Consider the following 24,038-nt stretch of genomic DNA (forward strand, 5'->3'; position numbering starts at 1 on the left):
AACTAAATAACCAGTCGCCGATTGAATATCGGCAACTGGCTATCTAGAATAGAATTAGGTGTTTTGATCCCTGTCTCATTAACGGGGGTCAGTTCCCCCTCTTGATGCCAGGCTTTTTTCATTTATAAAAACGACTTACCTTATTTGCTGAAAAATGGCTCCGCTATAAAAGGGTGAAATCCTGAGCTCGCTCAGCAACCCACTGCTCATAAGTACGAGCCGGTTTGCCCGTCACTTGTTCCACAGTCGGGAAGACGGTATAGGCGGACTCAGGCGGATTCTCATGCCATCCGACTACAAATTCAATCACTTCCTCCGTCGCTCCTCTAGCTCGCATCCGCTCACGAGCTTGATCTAAATCTACTTTTACATATTGAATGTTCCGTTCAAGCGTTTCACTCATTATCCTTACTCTTTCGGCTACTGACAACGCTGCGGGACCTGTCATCGTATAAGACTTGCCGGCATGACCGTCTTCGAGCAGCGCCGTTACAGCAACGCTGGCAATATCAGCTTCATGGATGACAGTGGAGAGAGTATCAAACGGCTCCCGCACAATGCCCTCCGTCCGAATCGACTCGACCCATTCCAATGAATTGCTCATATATTCAACTGGCTGCAAAATGGTCCACTCTAGTCCGCTCTCCTGAACAGCCTGCTCTACCGGTCCGTCTTCTCCGTTCCACAAAACGGTAACCCGCTTCACCCCGGCTTGTTCCGCCAGCCTTACAATTTCCGGTCCCGTTTGCAATGGGGCAAACCCCTCGCCGTTGAATGTAATTAAATGCAGGCCCTTCACTCCATTAAGCGCCTTCTCCAGCGTCTCCGGCGATGAAAGATCGCCTTGCACCACTTCTACGCCTTCCGGGAAATGAGCTTTGTCGGGTCTGCGCGATAACGCTCGTACAGACTGCCCAGCTTCAACGAGCTGCTGCACAATATGACGTCCAACGTTGCCTGTTGCTCCCGCTACTAAAATCGTCATGTTTCTCTCCTCCTCCGCCCTATACCCACTTATCTCTATTTTCTTCCATCGTCTGAATTTGTTTCCCTAAGCGAACCCAAGCCTCTTCCAGAACATGCCTTTGCCTGCTGATCTCTTGCTTCCTGGCTTTGTATAGCTCATACAACTCTTCGCAATACTCTTCCGTACGAAGACTTTCCTGCTGTTTAATATAAGGACAATACAATAAATCTTTAATTTGATCCGTCGTTAAACCAAGCTGAAGATACAGCTGAATCGTATGAATGGTTTCCACAACCGACTCATCGAATTCCCGATAGTTGTTATCGCTTCGGGTAGCCGGCAATAACCCCTTCTTGTCATAGTGGCGTACAGCTCTGGCGCTTACTCCCGTCAACTTTGCCAATTGACCGATCTTCAAGTAAGCTCCTCCTTTCCTGCTTGTTATTGTCATTATAAAGCATGACACTGGTGTCAAGGTCAAGGATAAATGGAAAAATAATTCAACCGTTGGCGCTCATGGCAAGCCACTCTTCTTTGGTCGGCCCGTATATGCCAATCAACGGCAGCCCCGCTTGACGCATCAACACCGTCAATTGTCCGCGATGGTGAATTTCGTGCTTCACAAAAAGAGCCAGCGTATAACCATTTTTCCATGTGTATCCATATATATCAACCTCTTCGTGAAGGGTTTCGTCCGTCCACTGAGCCGTGACAGCATCCATTAAAGCAGCGGCTGTTGCGCTGTATGCATCGGCAATCGCACTGGCCGTAAGTGCAGCTTCGTTAGGCTCTGGCGGCACTTGAAAGTGAAGTCCGGTTGGACCGAGCAGGCCCATCGGCGGAATGAGATGCCAAGCGAGCGCCCCTAGTTCTCGGCAGCCCTCCGCTATTCCTTGAGATAAAGACTCGTTTGTGAGCAATCTCAGCAGCTTCTCGGTGAACATAGATTCCGTCCGATAATCCTCAATAAAGGCTTCAATAGAAAGATACATAGGTAATTCCTCCTCATATTTTGATGATGCCGCGATCTCTCATCTGTATTTCAAAGTATAGACGACTATCACTGACAACAGCCTGTCAGTAATTTAGGATGGAATCACTTTTTTCAAAAAACTCGTCCTCCCCATCTCTTTTCCGCATATGCGGAAATTATGGCCTATGACCGATTAATATGATCCTTTTAGTTAGGAATGCATACTATATCACATTCATTTCATGAAAAGGCAGAGAGGAAAATAGATAGTGTACAACTTGTGGCTATAGAAAAAGATAAGGGAGAAAGGTGAGGATTAAAGTTGCCGGCTACAATAACAGGCATAGTCTTTAATGACTTAAATCATAATGGCGTTTTTAACCCTGGAGAACCCGGTATTCCAGGTGTTTTTGTTGTGCTCAGCAGCAGTTCCGCGGGCACCTGCATCCCTGTGCAAACCGATGCGAACGGCAATTACAGTTTTACCGTTACAGTGGCGGGCACCTATACGGTTTACGAGCCCGTGGCAAACCCAGGATCGACTTGCCCGCCAACCACCTTTACGCAGCCTACTGGCTTTACGTTTTCTAATGGCCCCCGCAAACTGACGGTAAGCGTGACCACTACTCAAATCAACAACAATGTCACCATTGCAAACAATAACTTCAGCCATGATACGATTAATAACCCTCTCAGTTGCAGTACGAGCTTAATTCAATTTGCAGGCACCCCTACGACTTGGTACAACATCAACGTTGTGACGGGCAACGCAGCCGTGCAAGGCTTGCTCAATCCGCCCGACAATGTGAACGCCATTGGCTACAATGTGCTCGACAACTATATTTACGCCTATGATCAAACGACCAATAACGTCGTTCGAGTCGACAACAGCGGAAATTTAATTACGCTTTCGCCCTCTCCTCCGGGGTTGCCGGTAGACGGCTACAACGTAGGGGCATTTGACCTGAACGGCTTTTTGTACATTTCCGTCAATACGGCTAACCGCTTTTATGTCATCGACCTGCGGCCTAACTCCTCCACCTTCATGAAGCTGGTCAATCCCGCCACGGGCTACACGGAGCAAACGAGCAATTTTGGCGTCGGCCTCAGCACAACTTTGAACGTAAGCGATTGGGTATACAATCCTTCAACCAGCTTTTTATATGGAATCAATCCAACAGGCTTCGTCCAACGTATTTCTCCCACGACGGGCAACATCACAAGTTTAACAACTACCCCGCATAATACGGGGCCTTTTGGCGCGATTGCTCAGGACTCAACGGGCAACATCTATGCCATTTCCAATCCAACCGGCACGATTTTTAAATATACCATTTCCGGAAATACCGCTACCGCCGTTCCTCTCTCCACCACCGTAACGACCTCGTTCAACGATGCTACCATGTGCTTGCTCGCTACAATCAATATCGATTTTGGCGATGCGCCGGATACGTCCGCCGGGAACGGTCCTAACAACTACTCCACTTTGCTGGCCAATAACGGCCCACGGCATGAAATTCAGAATGCGCTTTTCCTTGGAACTCAAGTGACATCGGAAAACGACGCCTATCAAAATCCAACCGCCACCGGCGACGATATTTCAAAAGGCATTCAGGACGATGGATTGACGGTGCCGCTCAGCACACTCTCTGTCAGCGCGACAGGCTATGTCCTCCACGTTACGGTGACGAACAATACGGGGACGCCTGCGAATTTGTACGGCTGGATCGACTTCAACCGAAACGGAATTTTCCAAGGCAACGAAGCCGCGCCCGCTCAAGTCGTCCCGTCGCTGCCCGGAACCCAGTCGATCCCGCTTAGCTTCACGGTGCCGTCAGGAGTCGTACTCTCTCCTAGTCAAACCTTTGTCAGACTGCGGCTGACTACCGACGTCCTGGTCAATGGGAATGCCGCCACGCCTACCGCTGAGGATACGAGAAGCCTCGGCCCCGCTTCCGACGGTGAAGTGGAAGACTATATTTTGAATGTCAATCAAATCGCGGACTTAATGGTCGTCAAGACGACCAGCCCGATTCCGCTTACGGCTGGAAATCCTATTCAATATACGATTGTGGTCACCAACAACGGGCCGGATACCGCTAACAGCGTAACGCTGACAGATCCCATTCCTCCTGAAATTGTAGGTCCGGTGTACAGTATTGACGGCGGAGCAACCTTCCATCCTTGGACGGGGAGTCTAGCGCTTGGAACATTGCCTGCTGGCGGCTCCATTACGGTTCTCATCAAGGCGACCGTAAGCACCTCCGCAACAGGCACTACCATTAATACGGCAACAGTGAGCAGTCCAACGGAAGATCCCGATTTGTCCAACAATACGTCGACGTCCATCGCCCCAATCAATCAATCGGCGGATGTGTCCGTCGTCAAAACGGCAAGCCCGTCGCCAGCGACAGCGGGAGAACCGCTTACGTACACGATTGTCGTTGCCAATGCCGGACCGGATGTTGCCGATGACGTCACCCTTATCGATGCCGTGCCAAGCGAGCTCACGAACCCGGAGTTTTCGACGGACGGAGGAGTAACCTTCGCTCCATGGCCGGGAACGTTCCTCATAGGCTCTCTCGCAATCGGCGCTTCGGAGACGATTTTGATCAGAGGAACGTTAAGCCCTTCCTCTTCGGATTCCATTACAAATACGGCTATCGCCACATCGACGACCCCAGACCCGGACCCGACCAACAACACCTCAACGATTATAACGCCCGTTCTCGAATCGGCCGACCTGTCGGTTGTAAAGCTGGACAGTCCCAATTCGGTGCTTGCCGGAGACCTGTTGACGTATACGATTGTAGTGTCTAATGCAGGGCCGTCCGACGCGCAAAATGCGACGCTTACGGATGCGGTGCCCGGGGCGCTTGCCGGAGTGGAATTTTCGACCGATGGAGGTGCAACCTTTAATCCATGGACGGGGTCCCTTGGTCTCGGCACGCTTCCTGCGGGCTCATCCGTTACCGTCCTCATTACTGGAACCGTCGTTTCCTCCGCTGTCGGCGCAATCGTGAATACAGCCATTGTAAGCTCGACGACGCCGGACCCGGATCCAACCAACAATACGTCGACGACCACTACCCCCGTCATTGAATCAGCGGATATTTCCGTAGAGAAGACGGGCAGCCCAAGTCCCGTTCCGGCAGGGGGCACCCTGACCTATACGATTGTAGCCGCCAATGCCGGACCTTCAGATGCATTGAACGTTACGCTAACGGATGTTGTGCCAGGCTCCATCATCGGTCCCGAATATTCTTTGGACGGCGGAGTCACATTCAATCCGTGGCCGGGTGCGATCAGTCTCGGGACGCTTGTAAACGGAGCAGCGGAGACCATCCTCCTTCGAGGCACCGTCGATCCGCTGTTTACCGGAACGATAACGAATACAGCTACCGTAAATTCGACTACGCCGGACCCGGACCCGACGAACAACACGTCGACCGAAATTACGCCAGTCAATACTTCGGCCGATCTAGCGGTCGTCAAAATTGGCAGCCCCGATCCTGTGCTGTCGGGCGGCGTGCTCACCTACTCTATCGTTGTCTCCAATGCCGGGCCGAATACGGCTCAAAATGTGCTGCTGACCGACGCGGTTCCCGCCGTCCTCACGGGCGTCGAATATTCTACCGATGGCGGCTTCACCTTTAATCCATGGCCGGGCTCGCTTAGTTTAGGCACCTTAAACAACGGCGCAACGGAGACGATCCTCCTTCGAGGAACGGTAAATCCGGCGGCTACAGGACTCATTACGAATACAGCAGTCGTTTCCTCAACTACGCCGGACCCCGATCCCACGAACAATACTTCGACGGAGACGACGGGCATTAATGCTTCGGCCGATGTATTCATTATTAAAGTCGACAGCCCCGACCCCGTTATTGCGGGCGAGCAGCTGACGTATACCATTGTCACGACCAATGCGGGACCGTCCGAAGCCGAAAATGTGACAATTGCCGATGCCGTTCCGAGCGAGCTTAGCGATGTGGAGTTTTCGACGGATGGCGGAGCGACCTTTAATCCATGGCCGGGTTCCATCAACATTGGCACTTTGGCGGATGGCGATTCCAGCACTATTTTGATAAGAGGAACAGTAAACTCTTCGGTCACTACGACCATTACAAATACCGCAACCGCTTCTTCCACGACACCCGATCCCGACCTCTCCAACAATACGTCGACCGTCGATACGGAAGTCGATACTTCAGCAGATGTTTCAATTGTGAAAACGGCAAGTCCCGATCCCGCCGTTCCCGGTCAAGTGCTGGAATATTCACTCCTCGTCGCCAATGCGGGGCCTTCCGATGCTGTTGATGTCGAGGTCATTGACGCAGCGCCTAGCGAGCTTGTCGATGTGGAGTATTCTACGGATGGAGGAGTCACGTTTAATCCATGGCCTGGCTCCGTCAATATTGGTACTTTACCGAGCGGAGATTCGGCGACCATTTTGCTGCGGGGAACGGTAAGCTCTTCAGTCACGGATTCCATTACGAATTCCGCTACGGTCAATTCGGCTACACCGGACCCGGATCCAACTAACAACACATCGACAATTGTAACGCCGGTCGCTCCTTCGGCGGATGTATCCATCGTCAAAACGTCGATTCCGAATCCGGTAACGGCAGGCTCCTTAATTACGTACTCCTTGGTCGTCTCCAATGCCGGACCGTCCGATGCGGAAAATGTCACGTTGACCGATGCCGTGCCGGGAGTCATCTCGGATGTCCAATTTTCGCTAGACGGAGGAGTTACGTTTCAACCGTGGCCGGGCTCCGTCAACTTAGGCTCGCTGGCAAGCGGCAATGCCGAAACGATTTTGATCCGCGGCATTGTCGACTCCTCCGCAACAGGCTCGATTACGAATACGGCAGTCGTCAGCTCGACGACACTGGATCCCGATCCGACCAACAATACGTCGACTATCGTAACGCCTGTGGTAACATCGGCCGACGTGTCGGTTGTCAAAACGGCAAGCCCTAGCCCTGTCACGCCGGGCAACCCGCTTACTTTTACAATCGTAATCGCAAACGCCGGACCGTCAGACGCTCAAAATGTACTTCTCGCCGACGCGGTGCCGGGTACAATTCTGAGCCCTGAGTATTCGGTCGACGGCGGAGTCACGTTTAATCCATGGCCGGGCTCGCTTAGCCTCGGAACGCTTCTTAGCGGAGCGTCGGAAACGATTTTGATTAGAGGAACGGTCAGTCCTTCCGCCGTAGGAAGCATTACCAACACGGCAACGGTATCCTCCACTACGCCTGATCCTGACCCGACAAACAATACGTCGACGGTCGTCGTCCCGGTTAGCGAATCGGCGGATGTTTCAGTAGTGAAAACGGCATTACCAAGCACGGTCATACCAGGCGATACACTGACGTATACCATCGTTGTCGCCAATGAGGGTCCTTCCGCCGCGCAAAATGTAACGTTAACCGATGCAGTACCCGCTTCGGTTTTAAACCCCCAGTATTCGGTCGACGGCGGCATTACGTTTAACCCTTGGCCGGGCTCGCTTAGCCTTGGAACTCTCGCTGACGGCACGACCGAAACCATTATTATTCGCGGAACCGTAGCCGCATCTGCAACCGGAGACATCACAAATACAGCAATCGTATCCTCCACAACTCCTGACCCTGATCCGACTAACAACACTTCGACCGCCGTTACGCCAATCAATCCGTCGGCGGATGTCTCGATTGTGAAAACGGCGGACCCTGTCCCCGTTACGCCGGGAGAGACGCTGACTTACACGCTTCTCGTCGCGAATGACGGCCCTTCCGCCGCCGACAACGTAGTCGTCACCGATGCGGTTCCGGCTGCGGTTACCGGAGTTGTATACTCTCTCGATGGCGGCGTTTCTTTCAATCCGTGGCCCGGCTCGATTGGTCTCGGTACTCTCGCAAGCGGAGATTCGGTGACGATTCTGCTGCAAGGGACGGTCAGCTTGTCGGCTGCTGGAGCCATTTCTAATACGGCAACAGTCGCTTCCACAACGCCAGACCCAAATCCAACCAACAATACGTCCACAATTGTCACTCCTATTAATCCGCTGGCAGATATCTCGGTTGTCAAAACGGCCAGCCCCGTCCCTGTTGCTCCGGGAGGAACGCTCACTTACACCATCGTCGTATCCAATGCGGGACCAAACGATGCGGATCAAGTCACGTTGACCGACGCTGTTCCTAGCGAGCTGGACAACGCGGAATACTCCACCGATGGAGGTATCACCTTCAGCCCATGGCCAGGCGCGGTCAGCCTCGGCACTTTAGCGAACGGCGCATCGACTACTGTTTTAATCAGAGGCGTGGTAAGTCAGTCGGCAACTGATTCTATCGTCAATACGGCGGTCGTAAGCTCAACGACAACGGACCCTGATCCAACGAACAACACATCCACAACGGTCACTCCTGTCAGCGCATCGGCGGATATTTCGGTTGTGAAGCTGGATAGCCCAAGTCCGGTTCTCTCCGGCGATCTGCTCACTTATACGCTGATCGTGTCTAATGCGGGTCCTTCCGATGCCGCTAACGTAACGCTGGCCGATGCTGTTCCGGCTTCGCTGCTGAACGTAGAGTATTCGACGGATGGCGGCTCCACTTTCAACCCTTGGCCGGGATCGATCAGTCTTGGCACGCTCGCAAATGGAAGCTCAGAAACGATTCTTATTCGTGGCACGGTAAGTTCGTCGGCAACCGGCAACATTGTCAATACAGCGGTCGTCTCTTCGACTACGCCCGATCCAGACCCGACCAACAACACGTCTACGTCCACTACGCCCGTTATTACGTCTGCCGACGTTTCCGTAGTGAAAACGGGTAGCCCTAGCCCCGTGCTCGCTGGAAACCTGCTGACGTATACGATTGACATTGCCAATGCAGGACCGTCCGATGCGCAAAATGTCACGTTGACCGATGCCATCCCGGCTGCTCTGCTCGGGACCGAATATTCGGTGGATGGCGGAGTGACGTTTAATCCATGGACGGGATCGCTAAGTATCGGCACTTTGCCAAGCGGCGGCACGGAGACGATTTTGATCAGAGGTACAGTAAATCCGCTCGCAACGGGTACGATTACGAACACGGCGGTTGTATCCTCCACTACGCCGGACCCCGATCCGACAAACAATACGTCTACCGAAATTACGCCGATTAATACGTCGGCCGACCTGTCCGTCGACAAAACGGGCAGCCCGAATCCGGTTCAGCCTGGGGATCTGCTCACCTACACCATTGTCGTGTCCAACGCAGGACCCAACAACGCTTTAAATGTCACATTGACGGATGCGGTGCCGGGCGAGCTTACTGGGGTCGAATATTCGACGGATGGAGGAGTAACCTTTAATCCATGGCCGGGGTCGATTGGTCTTGGGACGTTAGTAACCGGGGCGTCCGAAACCATTCTGATTCAAGGAACCGTTATTCCGTCCGCTACCGGAACGATAACCAATACCGCTGTCGTGGACTCCACTACGCCAGACCCTGATCCGACCAATAACACATCGACCGACCATACGGGAGTTAATGCGCTAGCGGATTTGCAGGTTATCAAAATAGGCGCACCCAATCCGGTGTTTGCAGGCGACGACTTAACGTACACCATTGTGGCGTTTAATGCCGGCCCGTCTACAGCGGAAAATGTCATCATTACCGATATTGCTCCAAGCGAGCTGACTAATGTGTTGTTCTCTACAGACGGAGGCGTAACCTTTAATCCGTGGCCCGGCTTCATCAACATTGGAAATCTGGCAAGCGGCGACTCCTTCACCCTGCTTATTCGCGGCACCGTGCTTTCTTCGGCGACAGGTTCAATATCGAATACAGCAACGGTCGCTTCGATAACGCCGGACCCTGATCCAACAAACAATACGTCAACGGCTGATACGGACGTAGACGCTTCGGCAGATATTTCGATTGTGAAGACGGCAAGCCCCGATCCGGCTAATCCGGGCCAACTGCTCACGTATACGATTGTCGTTTCCAATGCAGGACCGTCTGACGCGCAAAATGTAGTCGTCGTAGACGCCGTGTCTAGCGCGATTCCCGATCCGCAATATTCAACGGACGGCGGAAATACGTTTAATCCGTGGCCCGGGTCGGTCAATCTTGGAACTGTTGCGAGCGGAGCCAGCATCACCTTGCTCATCGAAGGTACGATCAGCGATTCCTTCACCGGAGACTTATCGAACACGGCCACAGCCCATTCCACAACACCGGATCCCGATCCAACCAACAATACGTCAACCATCGTTACGCCAGTTAATCCTCTCGCCGATCTTTCCGTCGTGAAGACGGCAAGCCCGAGTCCGATTACTCCGGGCACAGAACTCACGTATTCGCTGGTCGTATCGAATGCTGGGCCTTCCGATGCCGAAAACGTTACTCTGTCAGACGCTGTGCCGCTTCAAAACGTCCAGTACTCAACCGATGGCGGCGTCACGTTTAACCCATGGCCGGGAGCTATAAGTCTAGGAACGCTGGCGAGCGGCAGCTCGGAAACCGTCCTCCTTACAGGAAGCGTAGCCTCCTCCGTCACAGCATCCGTCACCAATACAGCAACGGTGACATCGACAACGCCTGATCCCGACATTACAAACAACACATCGACCACAACGGTTCCTGTCAGTCCATCGGCCGACGTATCCATCATCAAGCTGGCCGATCCGAACCCGGTTACGCCGGGCCAAACGCTAACCTATACGCTTTCCGTTACCAATGCGGGGCCTTCCGATGCGCAAAATATTACGGTCGTCGACGCCGTTCCCGCACAACTTTCAAACGTGCAAGTTTCCATTGACGGAGGAGTGATATACCATCCGTGGCCTGGGTCTATTTCAATCCCCTCTTTGGCAAGCGGCGTTACAATTGAAGTGCTCATCAGAGGAACGGTCAACCTTTCCGCTTCAGGCACAATTTCGAATACGGCGATAGCCAACTCGTCGACCCCCGACCCGAACCCAACGAACAATACGTCGACCATCGTCACTCCCGTTGTTCCTACGGCGGATGTATCGGTTGTCAAAACGGCAAGCGCAACGCTTGTAAACGTCGGCGATACGTTAACGTACACCATAGTTGTTGCCAACGCGGGGCCTGACGATGCGGACAATGTGGCGTTAACGGATGCTGTATCAAGCTTGCTCGCGAATGTAGAGTATTCGACCGACGGTGGAGCGACCTTCGCGCCATGGCCGGGCAGCCTTAACCTTGGGACTCTGGCAAGCGGCACATCCTTTACCGTACTGATTCGGGGAACGGTCGTGCTGACAGATCAGCGCAACATCAGAAATACGGCAACGGCATCCTCAACGACCTTTGATCCAAATCCAGCCAACAACAGCTCGACAATCAATACGGCCATTAACGTCGTCATTACGATTACAACCGAAGACGCCGTCAACTTGCTGCTTTCCTCCATTGCCGTCGAGGAGCTCGGAATCGCCCACATTATCAACTCCGAAGCCGAGAAGATTCAATACGCCTTAGGAACGCTGCCAGGCATTCAGACGCCAAGCTCCATTGATGATCTTCTCTCCATCAACTCAAGCGTCAAACAAACACTAAAAACGTTGAACCAGTTGGAGATGCTTCTGCTTAATAAATTGGAGGACACTTTGAAGATCGAAGAGGACTAACAGGAACAGGGCAGATCACTCGTAGAACGAAATGGCGAGGATAACTCAATAAAGAAGGGCAATAAAAGCAAAAAAGACAACTCATTCAACAATGACGTTGTCTTTTTTGCACTTATATTATTGTTTTGTAGCGACTCGCTTTTTAAACGGCTGCGCCACAGCATTTTTTGTATTTCTTCCCGCTGCCGCAAATGCAAGGCTCGTTTCTTCCCACTTTTACCGAGGTGATCTGCTGGTTCACTCTCAGACGGTATGGAGCCTGCTTGGCATCCTGCGCTTCCGGATTCATTTCTTTTAATTCCAGCGGAGTGTGACCCTTATTGGACCAAACTCTCGTATGATTAACGACATCAATAATAAGCGGCACAATCGCCTCTACTTGCTCTTTGTACCTAAATTCGATATTTCTGTTTTCAAAAGCTTGCAAAATGTGTTGTAGCGATCCTTCCATACTGCTAATCATTTGAATGTCTTCAATTAGCATTCTAGCCAAGTTAGCGTCGGAGCTCAGATGGTTGAGAATATAGGTTTTCAGCGCCACTAATTGCGAAGTGGAATCCGTATACCAGGAATCTTTATACTGCATCAATTCCGCTTTAGGCGGAGCGTAATAAGGCTTGCCCTTCGCTTTATTTTCCAATGCTTCGATTTCATCCAAACTTTCCAATGTTTCATCGTAAAATCGATTGTACTGGAGCTTAATGTGCCAATCGAGCTGAGGCAAATGCTCTACGATTTCAATAAACTCCGTTTCGCTCAAGACACCGGGATTTTGCTTGTTTAAAATGGCATAGAGCTCTTTAGTTGGAATAACCCCATATAAATTTACGCATGCCACTACATAATCCAACACGAGGCTTTGGCCCGGACTTTTGTTGCTTGTTTGCTCTCCGCTCATTTCGCGGAAGGCTCCGCGAACCTCATCCGACATGACGAAATAAGGTTTACCCTTATCGTTAAAGCAGAACAACCAGCCGCGCGATCTAGCATAGGAGAAGCTTGCGAAAGGGAAAGCCTCCAATGCTGCCTGATCGATGTTTTCGCTAAAGCGAAGCAACGTCTTCCGTTCCTCGTCGCTCAGCAATTCAGAGCCGCTTTCCAACTGCTGCGGCTCGATGATGATTTCAGCAAGCGCCGAAGCAAGCTGCGCCTTGTTCATTTTGGAGCGTCCGCGTAACGAATAGGTAGAAGCAAGCTCAGACAGCTCTGTTTTATTAAGCAAACTCAAAATATCCTCAAGCTTTGTACAAACCTCATTTTTAATGGCATGTTTCAAATCCATTTGTTCTGTTAAATCTTGATGTCCCGCTTGCATAGTCAACTGTACTCCATCTCCCTTTGTTCCTATCTCTTTTCAACCGATTTCTGCACATTATCCAGCATAAAAAACGGCATCTGACCGCTTTTCGTTTATATTCATGTTTGCCCCTGCTCTCGCAGGCTCAAATGTTGCCCGCCTTTTCCCCGGCAGGCTCCCGCTCCCAACACTCTACACCTTCCAACCCTTTAATGCTGTCCCTATAAAATACAGGGTCCTTGCCCGCCCGCTTCTGCCTTTTGTAATCGGCAAGCGCCGCAAAGGCTACTTTGGAAAGGAGCAAAATCGCAATCAAGTTGACGATGACCATAAGGCCCATAAAAATATCCGCTATGCTCCAGACGAGCTGAACTTTGGCAACGGAGCCGAACAGAACCATCAATAGCACACTAATCCGGTATCCCGTCAGCACCGTCTTGCCCGATTTCAAAAACTCGATATTCGTTTCCCCGTAATAATAATTGCCAATCAAGGTACTGAACGCAAACAGAAATATCATAAGCGCCAAAAAGCCCGATCCCCATAATCCGATATGCTCGCTAAGCGCCGCTTGCGTCAACTCGATGCCGCCCAGCCCAGTTCCTTTGTAAGCATCCGACAACAAAATAATAAAGGCGGTGCTGGAGCATACAATCAGCGTATCGATTAATACGCCAAGCGCCTGCATGAGTCCTTGCTTGACGGGATGGCTCGTCTCGGCGCTGGCCGCCGCATTGGGCGAACTGCCCATACCCGCTTCGTTGGAAAACAAGCCGCGCCTTACGCCCTGCAAAATCATCGCGCCAAACGCTCCGCCCGCCGCCTGCTCGAAACCGAATGCGCTTTTGACAATCAATGCGATGACACCCGGCAATTCCGTTATGTTGATCAACGATATAAAAAGAGCAACTCCGATATAAGCGACGGCTAGGACAACGACGATATATTCGGAAGCTTTCGCAATCCGTTTGACCCCGCCAAAAATAATGCCTGCAAACACTATCGTCATAATAAGCCCAAGGATGAACCTATTGGTGCCAAATGAGCTTTCAAATGCAACGGTAATCGTATTCGACTGAACCGAGTTGAAAACTAGACCAAAGGACAATGTAATCAGCACCGCAAAGACGGCACCCATCCAACGTTTCTTAAGTCCCTTTTCCATATAATAAGCCGGCCCGCCTCTAAACCCGCCATTTTCATCTTTAATTTTATACACCTGGGCCAGCGTATTTTCAATAAAACTGGAAGCGGAGCCAATGACGGCAATGAGCCACATCCAAAAAATAGCCCCCGGTCCGCCAAGCGCGATCGCAATCGCAATTCCCGTAATATTGCCCGTCCCGACCCTTGCCGCCATACTGATGCTGAACGCCTGGAAGGACGAGATGCCGTCTTTCGATTTCTGGCCCGATCCTTTCAGCACGGCAAACATTTCTTTAAACATGCCGAACTGGACAAACTTGGAGCCGATTGTAAAATAAAGGCCGCAGGCGATTAACAGCCCGATCAAAATTTTGGTCCATAAAAAATCGTTAACGAAACTAATTAGCTCTAATGCCGTTTCTTGCATGCGACTTAAAAACCACCCTTCTTGCCCATCTGTCGATACAGGGATGTCGTCTTACCACCTTTAGTATTTTCAAACATAACCCCCTTTATTGTCAAAAGTAACAAAATTACAGTTCGGCATCATCTTGGACTACGCGGTGCCCCTCCAGTCAGCCCATAAAAGAACATTTCCAACCATTCATCTATATTTCCGATTGAGCGTCCATTCCTCGATACCGATGCTCCCCAATGCCTAACCAGCTCATTTTTGAACATGGAGAAGTAACGCATCGCCATTTCTTCCGATTGATCCTCCCGTATAAATCCTTCCCGCTTTCCAAGGGCCACATATTTTGCAAAAAAGGCTTCAATCTTCCGCTCGCTGTAGCTCTCCATCGTTTCGATCAGCCCGTCCAATTCCGAGGATAGAGCCTTCGGCAATTCCTCCGACAGCACTTTCACATTGCTGGCTTCCAGCAGCATAATTTGCTTCGTCTTTTCGGAGAACGACAGCTCCGAATCCAAAATACTCTCGTATTGCACAAGCTGCTTGTCCATCCAATAAACGAGCGTTTCCGAATACAGCTGCTCTTTCGTACCGAAATAATTGTAAATGGTTGCCGGGGATACCTTCGCCTTATGCGCGATCTCATTCACACTGACTTTTTGAAAACCGAATTTAAAAAATAATTCAAGAGATACGCCATAAATGTTCTCCATTTTTTTCTGCTTTCGCCGTTCAAAGCCGTCCATCTCCCATACCCCCCTCTATAGTTTAGCTAAAGTTTTAGAGTATTTCAACTCAAGCAGTATAAAACCTTGAAATTAGAAGGAGCTGGAATTATAATAATTTTAGAGTGAATTGATTCATATAGTATAAAACTATTCAATTGACGGGAGTGTTAAAACATGAAGCAAATTGGAATTCCTTCTTTTTTTCATGACATTTTTGGGGAAAGGCAATCCCTTGGAGCTATCGGAGCTATCTTGCTTTTTGGAGCCATGTTAACGGGAGCTTTGTATGGGAGGTACCCTGAAATGATCGATGAGTTGCCTGTATGGCGCAGTACGCTGGCTCTTTTGCTTATTTTCGATATTTTCTCCGGCTGCGTTGCAAACTTTACGGCCTCGACCAGCAACTTTTACGCGGCTCGCCGCACAAATCGCATCGTATTTATATCCATTCATGTTCATATTATCGGCATCGCGCTCCTACTTGGAACCCATCTTTCCTATTCAATAGTCGTGTGGGCATATACGATTGGGGCCGCCTTTATCGTCAATTCCCTCATCTGGAAACAGCAGCAGCCCTTTATAGCAGGCCTCCTCTTGGCTGCGGGACTCGGTGCTATTCCCATGCTCCCTGAAATATCTCCGTATATGCTCATTATCTTTCTATTGTTCATGCTTAAAGTCATGTTTAGCTTCGCCGTAGATCATTATCGCCATGGCCAATCGAAGGTTGAGATAAAGCGATGAACGGCTCGCTGCGGGTTACGATGCTTTCCAAGAAGGATAAGTCTCGTTTCATTGCGCTTATGAGCTCCGCTTTCTCGCGCGACCCCTTATTTCTGCATTTATTCGGGGATCCCGCGCATAGCCAAGCCGCACTGAAAGAAATGGAATGCTTTTTTTCATTTATGTTCGATAAAAGCTTTTTTCTGCATGAAGAGGTTTGGGGATTAATTGAATGTCAGACCTTGTTAGGGGCTTATATCGTGGAGAAGCCAAATGCGAGCGGGCGGCAAAAAGTAAAAGGGACGGCAAGGCTCGTCGGCAGACTCCTTCCTCTCCTTTTCCAAATTCGCTCAAGCTCCATACGCTTTCTTAACTCCTATATGAAGTTATCCAGATCGACAGCGCCCTCATGGCCGCATCATTATCTCATTATGATCGGAGTTAGCGAGGATGCTCGGGGCAAAGGAATTGGCGGCGCCCTACTGAATCACCTGCTCGCCAATGTGTATGCCGATCCGCATACGAATGGCGTGGCGCTTGATACCGAAAATAAAACGAATATAGCTCTGTATAAAAAATTTGGGTTCGAATTAAACCATGAAACACGGCTGAACGGGCTGCCGATTTATTGTATGGCTCTCCAAAAAAGAAAATAAACCGCTTTTGAAGTATTTTGACGGGTATAAGCTGAACATAAAAACGGCCTAAATTCCGCGGTGGCGGAACTTAGGCCGGTTTATTTTTTTGAGTCAGCAATGAAGATATCGGTTATTTCACGGGATGAGGCTGAAGCTCCGCATTTAATCCAAGCGATTTTGCCGTGGTGGCATGAATGTTGCGAACCAGCTCCGGATTTTGCAGCAGCTTAACGCCGTACGAAGGAATCATTTCTTTAATTTTTGGCTCCCAAGCTTTTAATTGCTGCGGGAAACATTTTGCCAAAACTTCAAGCATGACGGACACGGCAGTCGAAGCGCCCGGAGAAGCTCCCAGCAATGCAGCGATCGAACCGTCAGCCGCACTAATGACCTCCGTTCCGAACTGCAAAGTCCCTTTGCCTGATTCCGTATCTTTAATAATTTGCACGCGCTGTCCGGCGACTAGCAAATCCCAATCTTCGCTTTTGGCATTTGGCACAAACTCTCTAAGTGCTTCCATGCGCTGCTCTTTCGACTGCATAACTTCCTTGATCAAATACGCCGTCAAAGACATGTTTTTTACACCGGCTGCCATCATCGTCACTAGGTTATGAGGCTTAACCGAAGTTATGAGATCGAACATGGAGCCGAATTTCAAAAACTTAGGCGTAAAGCCAGCAAATGGCCCAAATAGTAACGACTCTTTGTTGTCGATGACTCTCGTGTCAAGATGCGGAACAGACATCGGCGGAGCGCCTACCGCAGCTTTGCCGTACACTTTTGCACGATGCTGCGAAACGATTTCCGGATTTTTGCACACCATAAACAGTCCGCTTATCGGGAAACCGCCAATTCCTTTTCCTTCTTTAATGCCCGATTTTTGCAGCAGGTGAAGGCTGCCGCCCCCGCCGCCGATAAATACAAACTGGGCTGTATGGCGCTCAAGACCGCCGTTATCGACATTGCGAACTTTGAGTTCCCATCTGCCGTCACTGGTACGCTTGATATCGTCAATATTGCGTTTAAATTGAATGTCGACACCTTGTCCCTTTAGATGATCAAACAATAACCGCGTTAAAGCGCCAAAGTTGACATCCGTCCCGGATTCAATTCGAGTTGCCGCGATCGCTTTGCTCTTATCCCGGTCTTTCATCATAAGCGGAATCCATTCTTTCAGCTTGTCAGGGTTGTCGGAAAACTCCATCCCGTCAAACAGCGGATTGCTGGACATCGCTTCGTGCCGTCTTTTCAGGTAGGCTGCATCCTTCTCCCCGTGCACGATACTCATATGAGGTACCGCCGCAATAAAATCGCGAGGATCTTTGATTAGGCCGCTGTCGACTAAATAAGACCAAAACTGTCTGGACACCTGATACTCTTCATTCACTTTTATAGCTTTGCTAATGTCTACTGTTCCATCCGGCTTTTCACTGGTGTAGTTAAGCTCACACAGGGAGGCATGGCCCGTACCTGCATTGTTCCATTCGTTCGAGCTTTCTTCACCTGCAACTGCGCGTCTTTCAAACACTTTAATGTTCCAGTCCGGCGCTAATTCTTTAAGAAGCGCTCCCAAAGTTGCGCTCATAATGCCAGCACCAATTAAGATAACGTCTGTTTTGGTTTGTCCGTTACTCATTTTTACCGTCCTTACACGCTAATATTTGAAGAAAAGATGGGGACTCTTGCTCAGGCTACAAAGCATGCCAGGGTGCAATGTCGTCTCGCACCTTTCCCGGATCAATAATAACCTGATTATCGTGTATCGCTATTCGGTTCTGATGAAGCTCTTTACTATTATATGATAGTTGAAGTTGATTTAATAGACGGTAAATTTCAGGGAAGGCCGATGGGTCGGAATCCGTCACAAAATTTTAACATTTTCGACTCCTTTTTTTGTACAAATTTGCCTATCTCTAAGCTGAGTTACAACAGAAATGGAAACATTCGTTATGGCAACAAAAAATCCGCTGACCAGCAGCGGATTTTTTGTGTTTAGGATTTCCATTTTTCTGTAAGCTTCGCGTACTCCTTGTACCATTTATCCCACTCGCGTTCGTGCTTCTCCAATGTTCTCTCATTGAGCAAAGCTTCGATGACGTTCAAGCAGACATGCCAGCCCGCAAGGTCTCGTGGTGTATGATCTGTCATACGATGAATGGTTTCATGAAGGAAAAGAAGGCATCCGTTCAATTCCGGGTAAAGCTCGAACCGAACACGATCTTCTCCCCAAGTGTACTCCAAAATGGAATAATTGCTCACTTCGACGATGGCAAGCTCTTCAAACGTTCCTCCCCCCATATCGAATTTGATAACTCCGCCTTTACGAAGCTCGTCGATATGCAATTCCGGGAACCATTGCTTCAGCTTCGCATTGTCCGTTAGCACAGCCCACACCTTCTCCACAGAATGGTGGAAATGACGTTCAAAACGAGCAGCATACCCTGTTTCAGTTTCCGTTATAACGGCCAGCATCTTTTTCCTCCTTCTTATTCTTTATATTTATCTTTCACCATACCAGAGCCGATCCCTGCGCCAATCATTAAAAATAAGGGGGAAAAGTTCCAAAACCATGACCCGCCGGGCAAAGAAAGCTCTAATGCCGTAAGTTTATCCAAAGCCATAACGCCAAGCTTGATGACAAGCAAAATCGATCCAAGCAAAAATAAAATATCGAATAATGACTTCAGCCTAGGATAAGCAAGCTGTCTGCTGTCGTTAATCACTTTACTTTTCAACTCCTCGTCGCTCCTTAGCAATTCATCAATGGTCATGCCAAAAAGATCGCTAACCTTTATAATGGTTTCAATGCTGGGATAATTTTGCCCGTTCTCCCATTTGGATATCGACTGTCTGCTGACAAAAAGCTTCTCAGCCAGCTCTTCTTGAGACCAGCCTTTATTTTTACGCTCATTTTTGAGTTTCTCGCCAAAGACCATTTCCTTCTCACACTCCCCGCTATCTGTATCTGATTATGGTTGGCGCTTCAGCCAAAAGTAAAGATATGATTAGTTGCCGGGGCCCGCAACCTCAGGTTGCATAAGGCTTCGCAAGCTTTTCCACTACGTTTCTCTTATAATGTTGTCCATAGATCAATGAGGATAGCCCTAATGATTCACATTCTAAACTGAGGAGAGTTGTATAAATGAATTGGAAAGATATCGGCTATTTGGACAAGGGGAACGATCGGCAGCGCCAAGCATTCCGTTGTTTAACCAAACTGAATCTGTTTGCTGATTTAGCCCATTATTGTCCTCTGCTCGTCGGCACAATCCCAATCGATATAGATATAGCAGAAAGCGATCTGGACATCCTTTGCGAGGTGCATGATTTTTCTCGTTTCGCTGAGGAGCTTAATAATCTGTACGGCAAACATAGCGGATTTCGTATCCAAAATGATCAGATTCGGCAAGGGCCTGTCACCGTTTGTCAGTTTTATTACGAGGGTTTCGAGATTGAACTGTTTGGGCAAAGCCGCCCTGTAGAGAAACAAAACGGCTATTTGCACATGCTGATCGAATCGCGTCTTTTGGCTTTAGCTGGCCCCCAAGCGCGCGAGGACATTCGCAAATTAAAAAAGCTCGGTTACAAAACCGAGCCTGCTTTTGGGATGTTTTTTCATTTGAGCGGTGATCCCTACGCTGAATTGCTAACGCTTGGAGAGCTTTCGGATGCTGAGCTTGCGAAGAAGCTAAGACTGTAAAGCGAAACGAATCGCTCTAGTTTAGTCCCCCGCAGAGCTTTGTTTTGTAAGCTATCGTTTCACTGCGGAAATTAGCAAAAACATCGGGCGGCGTACTTCTTCCTCCCAGGCTGGATTACTGCTTAACATCTCTTCGGTTGGCTGAAGCTCCGATAGCTTCACAAGGCTGAAGCCGGCTTCGATCAACGCGTTAAGATGAGTGGATACGGAGCGGTGATACTTAACAACCCGATCACCTAAAAAGATAGCTTCCCGCGCCCCTTCGTTGTGATATTGATCAAGGGGCCAATGCTGCTTCTCGCCTTGCGGGCTGTAATGCCAGTCCTGAGCAGGGAGCGCTGTGAAGATCGGATGCTCAACCGACAACACGAACGCTCCGCCGGGCGCGAGGAAACGGGCTATTTTGCGGCAGATGGCTTCGAAATCCTCTACATAATGAAGGGCGAGCGAGCTAATTACAACGTCAAACTTTCCTTCTTCGAAGTCGATATCCTCAATCGCCATTTGACGGTATTGAATATGAGGGTCATTGGTAGCCTCTCTTGCCCGCTCCAACATATTGGCCGACAGGTCGACTCCTACGACCGACTTCGCCCCGTGCTCCCGCGCGTAACGGCAGTGCCAGCCAAAGCCGCAGCCCAAATCGAGCACTTTTTTGCCGCTTAAGTCGGGCAGCAGTGCACGAAAAGTAGTCCATTCCCCTGCCGCATCCAGTCCGCCAACGGATCTGGGCATCTGACTGTATTTATTGAAAAATGCTGAATCGTCATATTTATTTTCTTTCATTTGCTCTCCGCCTCCTTGGATACATCATGCATTTAAACAGCCGCTTCTTTTATTATAAAAATGGCTTCCGCTATCGGCAATAGCCGCTACGCGCAAGCCAATTTCGAACCAGCCTATATTCAATTGAATCGGCCCGCTATTTTTTGAACCGAATTAGCTTCCGTAAGAACAACATCCCAAAGGGCCAGATGGGATGAAGAGCCCGCTTGATCATTTTCGACTTTGATCGTCAGTTCCTTGACCCCCAGTAAAGGCACGTTAAAGGATTCCATCATTTGGTTTCCACTTTCTAAACTTAATTGATAAATAATCTTATCCGCCTCGCTAAAAGTGATGATAATCGGTTCACCGCTTGGTTGGCCAGCCGATTGGTCCAATCTTAACGTATTACCCATTAGTTCCACGTATTGTCCGTCCAATGGGTAAATAAATTCGTTTAAGCTTATATCCCTTCGGTCAAAACGATTGATTTGAGGCTCCAATGTTTGCTGCTCCCATGCAAAAGGCGATGGGGCGCCCTCCCAAACGTCATGTCCGTTTGCGGATGTCAACGTGTGAATCGACACCGTTTCACCGTTTGTTTGAGTTAAATAATGATTGCTTCCCCCGACAGCCAACACAAAAGCCGAAGCCATCACACTTGCCATCACCGTTATTTTAACAAAACCTTTTAACCGATCCCGATCTCGCGAAACGAGACGCTGGGCGAAATACCCTGTCAAAGCTCCAAGTGTATTCAAAATAATATCGTTTATATCAAAAGAGCCCAATCGAGTAACCATTTGAATCGTTTCCAAAATCGTAATCGAGAGAACAAACAACAAGGCAAAGCGGAAAAATCGAATGCGGTACAACAGCGGAAGCATGATGCCAAAAGGAATAAACGCCGCATAATTGCCTATGTTAAACAACCAGCTATATAAGTCTCCACCCATTGGAAGATAAAGATTAATCCCGTCAGGAGTTAAATTGTATCTAAAAGAGTAAACTCTGATGTTCGTTCTGCCAAACCCCACGTACAAAAAAAATAAAATGAATAAGGTATATACAAACAGCGCTGCTATCGCCACTTTTCGCAATCGACCGTGAAACATTGTCTTCATCCTTTCTTAGCGCCAGTCGATCTGGGCCTGAAGGCCGCTTTATTGACCGCTGCTTTTGGTGCGCTTGTTCATTATAAAAATTTTGAAAGGATGAAGCTTTAAATAACCTTTAACGTTTTCTTACTTTTCCTTATTAAAAGGATAAATATCTTTAGTCGTATCGATCAATCTTTCCATAAATAGATGGCTGGCCGCGCATAGATGTTTGTTTTTACGGTAAACGATGCCGATTTGAATCGTCATCTCAGGTTCTCGAATAGGAACTTTGCGTATGGCTTTGTTGTCGATGTAGTCTAAATAAGCTTCCGGCAAAATGGTAACGCCGATTCCTTTTCCGACCATATTCACGATCGATTCCATCGTTGTCATTTCCATAACCGGGCGAGGCGTAAATCCATATGTCTGGCATTTCTCATCGATTAATTGACGCATAGAATAGTTGCCCGGCAACAACACGGACGGCATCCGCCGCAAAATTTCCAATGTGACATGAGGGTGGCTGGTGATGGGATGGTCGGCTGGAGCCGCCAAAGCCATCTTGCCGTTGTACAGCGGAACAGCGTCCAGATCGTTATGCTCTATTGGAAGCATGACAATGCCTAAATCGAGCTCGTTACGCAATAACCCGTCATAAATATCTCCGGTTCTAAGACCAAGCACAGACAGCTCGATACCGGGATAGCTGCGATGAAAATCAATGACCGCCTGCGGAAGCAAATAATTCACGACCGTTAATAATGCGCCGATTTTTAGCGCCCCTCTTTTCAGTCCCTGCAAATCATTTATAGCCGTACGCGCCTGTTTCAGCTCATGAAAGACGTTATATCCATGATTTCGCAGCAGAGTTCCGGCTTCCGTCATCACAATTTTTTTCCCGATTCGGTGGAACAGAGGCGTTCCGACTTCATGCTCCAGCAACCGGATTTGCTGGCTAAGCGACGGCTGGGCAATGCCTAGTTTCTCTGCCGCCCGCGTAAAGTGAAGATCCTCGCATACCGCCATAAAATATTGCAACTGCTTCAGTTCCATAGCAAATCCTCTCCCTATATCCCCTTCTCCTTTTTAGCATCATAATAGTCCTGACTTATCATTTCAACCTATCCATAGGAAAAACCTATCATGATCAGTCAAAATATGAAATTGAACTGCTGCGACGCGATCGCTATTATAGGGAGAAATAAAGATGAGGACGTGAGAAAATGAACGTTCACTTTGTCATCCACGAACAGTTTGAAGCCCCTGGCGCCTTTCAGTTGTGGGCTGAAGAGCGAGGTTATCGTACCGGCTATTCAAGAGTTTATACCGGAGAGAAGCTCCCCTTGTCCCAAAGTGAAATTGACCTTTTGATTGTGATGGGCGGCCCGCAAAGTCCAGATACAACAAGAGAGGAATGCGCCCATTTTGACGCGGCGGCAGAAATGGAATTGATACGCTCCTGTATAAGAGCAGGAAAAGCCGTCGTAGGCGTTTGCCTCGGAGCGCAGCTCATCGGGGCCGCTTTGGGTGCCCGTCAGGAGCATAGCCCGGAAATCGAATTGGGCTGCTTCCCTATTTCTTTTACCCAAGCGGGCAGTGAGCATCCCTTATTCGCACACTTTGGCGAAACGATCAGTACGGGCCATTGGCACCATGACATGCCTGGACTAACAAAGGACAGCAAAATCATTGCTCATAATGAAGCCTGTCCGCGACAAATCGTAGAATACGGCAGTCTGGTGTACGGGTTTCAGTGCCATCTGGAGTTTACTCCCCAGTCTGTCCAGCTTCTCCTTGCAGCGTCAGCGGCGGAATTGGAACAGCATAGAGACCGCAGGTTTGTGCAAACTTCGGCTCAGCTCAAAGATCAAAATTATCAAACGATGAACAATCATTTGTTTTTATTTTTAGACAAGCTTGTAAACCAATATCTGAACCATAAATAAAGAGAT

The 24,038-nt window shown here is 49.3% G+C and carries 17 protein-coding genes; 5 read left to right on the forward strand and 12 right to left on the reverse strand.

The window, feature by feature from the left end:
- Window positions 1–163: 163 nt before the first annotated feature.
- From ACFQZE_RS23130 to ACFQZE_RS23140, 3 genes are all read right to left on the reverse strand, one after another.
- Entirely contained in the window at window positions 164–985 is an 822-nt protein-coding gene (locus tag ACFQZE_RS23130) for an NAD(P)H-binding protein (protein ID WP_379361579.1), read from the reverse strand.
- Between the two features lie 19 nt (window positions 986–1,004).
- Entirely contained in the window at window positions 1,005–1,385 is a 381-nt protein-coding gene (locus tag ACFQZE_RS23135; RefSeq protein WP_379361581.1) for a MerR family transcriptional regulator, read from the reverse strand.
- Between the two features lie 82 nt (window positions 1,386–1,467).
- Window positions 1,468–1,959, reverse strand: a complete 492-nt coding sequence (locus ACFQZE_RS23140; RefSeq protein ID WP_379361583.1) for a DinB family protein — start codon at window positions 1,957–1,959, stop codon at window positions 1,468–1,470.
- Window positions 1,960–2,262: 303 nt separating this feature from the next.
- On the opposite strand from ACFQZE_RS23140, the gene ACFQZE_RS23145 reads away from it, so the two are divergent.
- Window positions 2,263–11,577: a DUF7507 domain-containing protein gene (locus ACFQZE_RS23145; protein WP_379361585.1), complete on the forward strand. Its 9,315-nt coding sequence runs from the start codon at window positions 2,263–2,265 to the stop codon at window positions 11,575–11,577.
- Window positions 11,578–11,719: 142 nt separating this feature from the next.
- Here ACFQZE_RS23145 and ACFQZE_RS23150 read toward each other — a convergent pair whose 3' ends face one another.
- The 3 genes from ACFQZE_RS23150 to ACFQZE_RS23160 form a co-directional block, all read right to left on the reverse strand.
- Complete coding sequence (locus ACFQZE_RS23150; RefSeq protein WP_379361721.1) at window positions 11,720–12,892, reverse strand: SEC-C metal-binding domain-containing protein; 1,173 nt, start codon at window positions 12,890–12,892, stop codon at window positions 11,720–11,722.
- Between the two features lie 127 nt (window positions 12,893–13,019).
- Complete coding sequence (locus ACFQZE_RS23155) at window positions 13,020–14,447, reverse strand: alanine/glycine:cation symporter family protein (RefSeq protein WP_379361587.1); 1,428 nt, start codon at window positions 14,445–14,447, stop codon at window positions 13,020–13,022.
- Window positions 14,448–14,566: 119 nt separating this feature from the next.
- Window positions 14,567–15,178: a TetR/AcrR family transcriptional regulator gene (locus ACFQZE_RS23160; protein WP_379361589.1), complete on the reverse strand. Its 612-nt coding sequence runs from the start codon at window positions 15,176–15,178 to the stop codon at window positions 14,567–14,569.
- A 156-nt stretch (window positions 15,179–15,334) separates the two neighbouring features.
- On the opposite strand from ACFQZE_RS23160, the gene ACFQZE_RS23165 reads away from it, so the two are divergent.
- Together ACFQZE_RS23165 and ACFQZE_RS23170 are read left to right on the forward strand one after the other, a co-directional pair.
- Entirely contained in the window at window positions 15,335–15,904 is a 570-nt protein-coding gene (locus ACFQZE_RS23165) for a hypothetical protein (RefSeq protein ID WP_379361591.1), read from the forward strand.
- Window positions 15,901–16,539 carry a GNAT family N-acetyltransferase gene (locus ACFQZE_RS23170; RefSeq protein WP_379361593.1) on the forward strand — a complete coding sequence of 213 codons (639 nt, stop codon included), beginning with the start codon at window positions 15,901–15,903 and terminating at the stop codon, window positions 16,537–16,539. The genes ACFQZE_RS23165 and ACFQZE_RS23170 overlap by 4 nt, the downstream gene beginning before the upstream one ends.
- 112 nt (window positions 16,540–16,651) lie before the next feature.
- Here the strand turns inward: ACFQZE_RS23170 and ACFQZE_RS23175 are convergent, their stop codons facing one another.
- The 3 genes from ACFQZE_RS23175 to ACFQZE_RS23185 all read right to left on the reverse strand — a co-directional run bounded on the left by ACFQZE_RS23175 (window position 16,652) and on the right by ACFQZE_RS23185 (window position 19,457).
- On the reverse strand, window positions 16,652–18,157 hold the full coding sequence (locus ACFQZE_RS23175; protein WP_379361595.1) for a malate:quinone oxidoreductase: 1,506 nt from the start codon (window positions 18,155–18,157) through the stop codon (window positions 16,652–16,654).
- A 356-nt stretch (window positions 18,158–18,513) separates the two neighbouring features.
- Window positions 18,514–18,993: an SRPBCC family protein gene (locus ACFQZE_RS23180; protein WP_379361597.1), complete on the reverse strand. Its 480-nt coding sequence runs from the start codon at window positions 18,991–18,993 to the stop codon at window positions 18,514–18,516.
- A 14-nt stretch (window positions 18,994–19,007) separates the two neighbouring features.
- The gene (locus ACFQZE_RS23185) at window positions 19,008–19,457 is read right to left on the reverse strand and encodes a helix-turn-helix domain-containing protein (protein WP_379361599.1); all 450 of its coding nucleotides are present in this window, start codon (window positions 19,455–19,457) and stop codon (window positions 19,008–19,010) included.
- Window positions 19,458–19,663: 206 nt separating this feature from the next.
- Here ACFQZE_RS23185 and ACFQZE_RS23190 point away from each other — a divergent pair, with 206 nt between their 5' ends.
- Window positions 19,664–20,221, forward strand: coding sequence for a DUF4269 domain-containing protein (locus tag ACFQZE_RS23190; protein WP_379361601.1), 558 nt, complete (start codon window positions 19,664–19,666; stop codon window positions 20,219–20,221).
- 51 nt (window positions 20,222–20,272) lie between these two features.
- Here the strand turns inward: ACFQZE_RS23190 and ACFQZE_RS23195 are convergent, their stop codons facing one another.
- The 3 genes from ACFQZE_RS23195 to ACFQZE_RS23205 all read right to left on the reverse strand — a co-directional run bounded on the left by ACFQZE_RS23195 (window position 20,273) and on the right by ACFQZE_RS23205 (window position 23,139).
- Window positions 20,273–21,007 carry a class I SAM-dependent methyltransferase gene (locus tag ACFQZE_RS23195; RefSeq protein ID WP_379361603.1) on the reverse strand — a complete coding sequence of 245 codons (735 nt, stop codon included), beginning with the start codon at window positions 21,005–21,007 and terminating at the stop codon, window positions 20,273–20,275.
- A gap of 119 nt (window positions 21,008–21,126) precedes the next feature.
- On the reverse strand, window positions 21,127–22,110 hold the full coding sequence (locus ACFQZE_RS23200) for a VanZ family protein (protein WP_379361605.1): 984 nt from the start codon (window positions 22,108–22,110) through the stop codon (window positions 21,127–21,129).
- 120 nt (window positions 22,111–22,230) lie between these two features.
- Window positions 22,231–23,139 (reverse strand): LysR family transcriptional regulator, encoded by a 909-nt coding sequence (locus ACFQZE_RS23205; protein WP_379361607.1) that lies wholly within the window; start codon window positions 23,137–23,139, stop codon window positions 22,231–22,233.
- 170 nt (window positions 23,140–23,309) lie between these two features.
- On the opposite strand from ACFQZE_RS23205, the gene ACFQZE_RS23210 reads away from it, so the two are divergent.
- Window positions 23,310–24,032, forward strand: a complete 723-nt coding sequence (locus ACFQZE_RS23210) for a glutamine amidotransferase-related protein (RefSeq protein ID WP_379361609.1) — start codon at window positions 23,310–23,312, stop codon at window positions 24,030–24,032.
- Window positions 24,033–24,038 lie beyond the last annotated feature (6 nt).

The sequence above is a fragment of the Paenibacillus sp. GCM10027627 genome, assembly GCF_042675505.1.
Classification (GTDB): Bacteria; Bacillota; Bacilli; order Paenibacillales; family Paenibacillaceae; genus Pristimantibacillus.

Excerpts from the sequence above, each read along its gene's own strand:
- ACFQZE_RS23130 (WP_379361579.1), bottom strand. The coding sequence starts at position 985 with ATGACGATTTTAGTAGCGGGAGCAACAGGCAACGTTGGACGTCATATT.
- ACFQZE_RS23140 (WP_379361583.1), bottom strand. The coding sequence starts at position 1,959 with ATGTATCTTTCTATTGAAGCCTTTATTGAGGATTATCGGACGGAATCT.
- ACFQZE_RS23150 (WP_379361721.1), bottom strand. The coding sequence starts at position 12,892 with ATGCAAGCGGGACATCAAGATTTAACAGAACAAATGGATTTGAAACAT.
- ACFQZE_RS23155 (WP_379361587.1), bottom strand. The coding sequence starts at position 14,447 with ATGCAAGAAACGGCATTAGAGCTAATTAGTTTCGTTAACGATTTTTTA.
- ACFQZE_RS23160 (WP_379361589.1), bottom strand. The coding sequence starts at position 15,178 with ATGGACGGCTTTGAACGGCGAAAGCAGAAAAAAATGGAGAACATTTAT.
- ACFQZE_RS23165 (WP_379361591.1), top strand. The coding sequence starts at position 15,335 with ATGAAGCAAATTGGAATTCCTTCTTTTTTTCATGACATTTTTGGGGAA.
- ACFQZE_RS23170 (WP_379361593.1), top strand. The coding sequence starts at position 15,901 with ATGAACGGCTCGCTGCGGGTTACGATGCTTTCCAAGAAGGATAAGTCT.
- ACFQZE_RS23175 (WP_379361595.1), bottom strand. The coding sequence starts at position 18,157 with ATGAGTAACGGACAAACCAAAACAGACGTTATCTTAATTGGTGCTGGC.
- ACFQZE_RS23180 (WP_379361597.1), bottom strand. The coding sequence starts at position 18,993 with ATGCTGGCCGTTATAACGGAAACTGAAACAGGGTATGCTGCTCGTTTT.
- ACFQZE_RS23185 (WP_379361599.1), bottom strand. The coding sequence starts at position 19,457 with ATGGTCTTTGGCGAGAAACTCAAAAATGAGCGTAAAAATAAAGGCTGG.
- ACFQZE_RS23190 (WP_379361601.1), top strand. The coding sequence starts at position 19,664 with ATGAATTGGAAAGATATCGGCTATTTGGACAAGGGGAACGATCGGCAG.
- ACFQZE_RS23195 (WP_379361603.1), bottom strand. The coding sequence starts at position 21,007 with ATGAAAGAAAATAAATATGACGATTCAGCATTTTTCAATAAATACAGT.
- ACFQZE_RS23200 (WP_379361605.1), bottom strand. The coding sequence starts at position 22,110 with ATGAAGACAATGTTTCACGGTCGATTGCGAAAAGTGGCGATAGCAGCG.
- ACFQZE_RS23205 (WP_379361607.1), bottom strand. The coding sequence starts at position 23,139 with ATGGAACTGAAGCAGTTGCAATATTTTATGGCGGTATGCGAGGATCTT.
- ACFQZE_RS23210 (WP_379361609.1), top strand. The coding sequence starts at position 23,310 with ATGAACGTTCACTTTGTCATCCACGAACAGTTTGAAGCCCCTGGCGCC.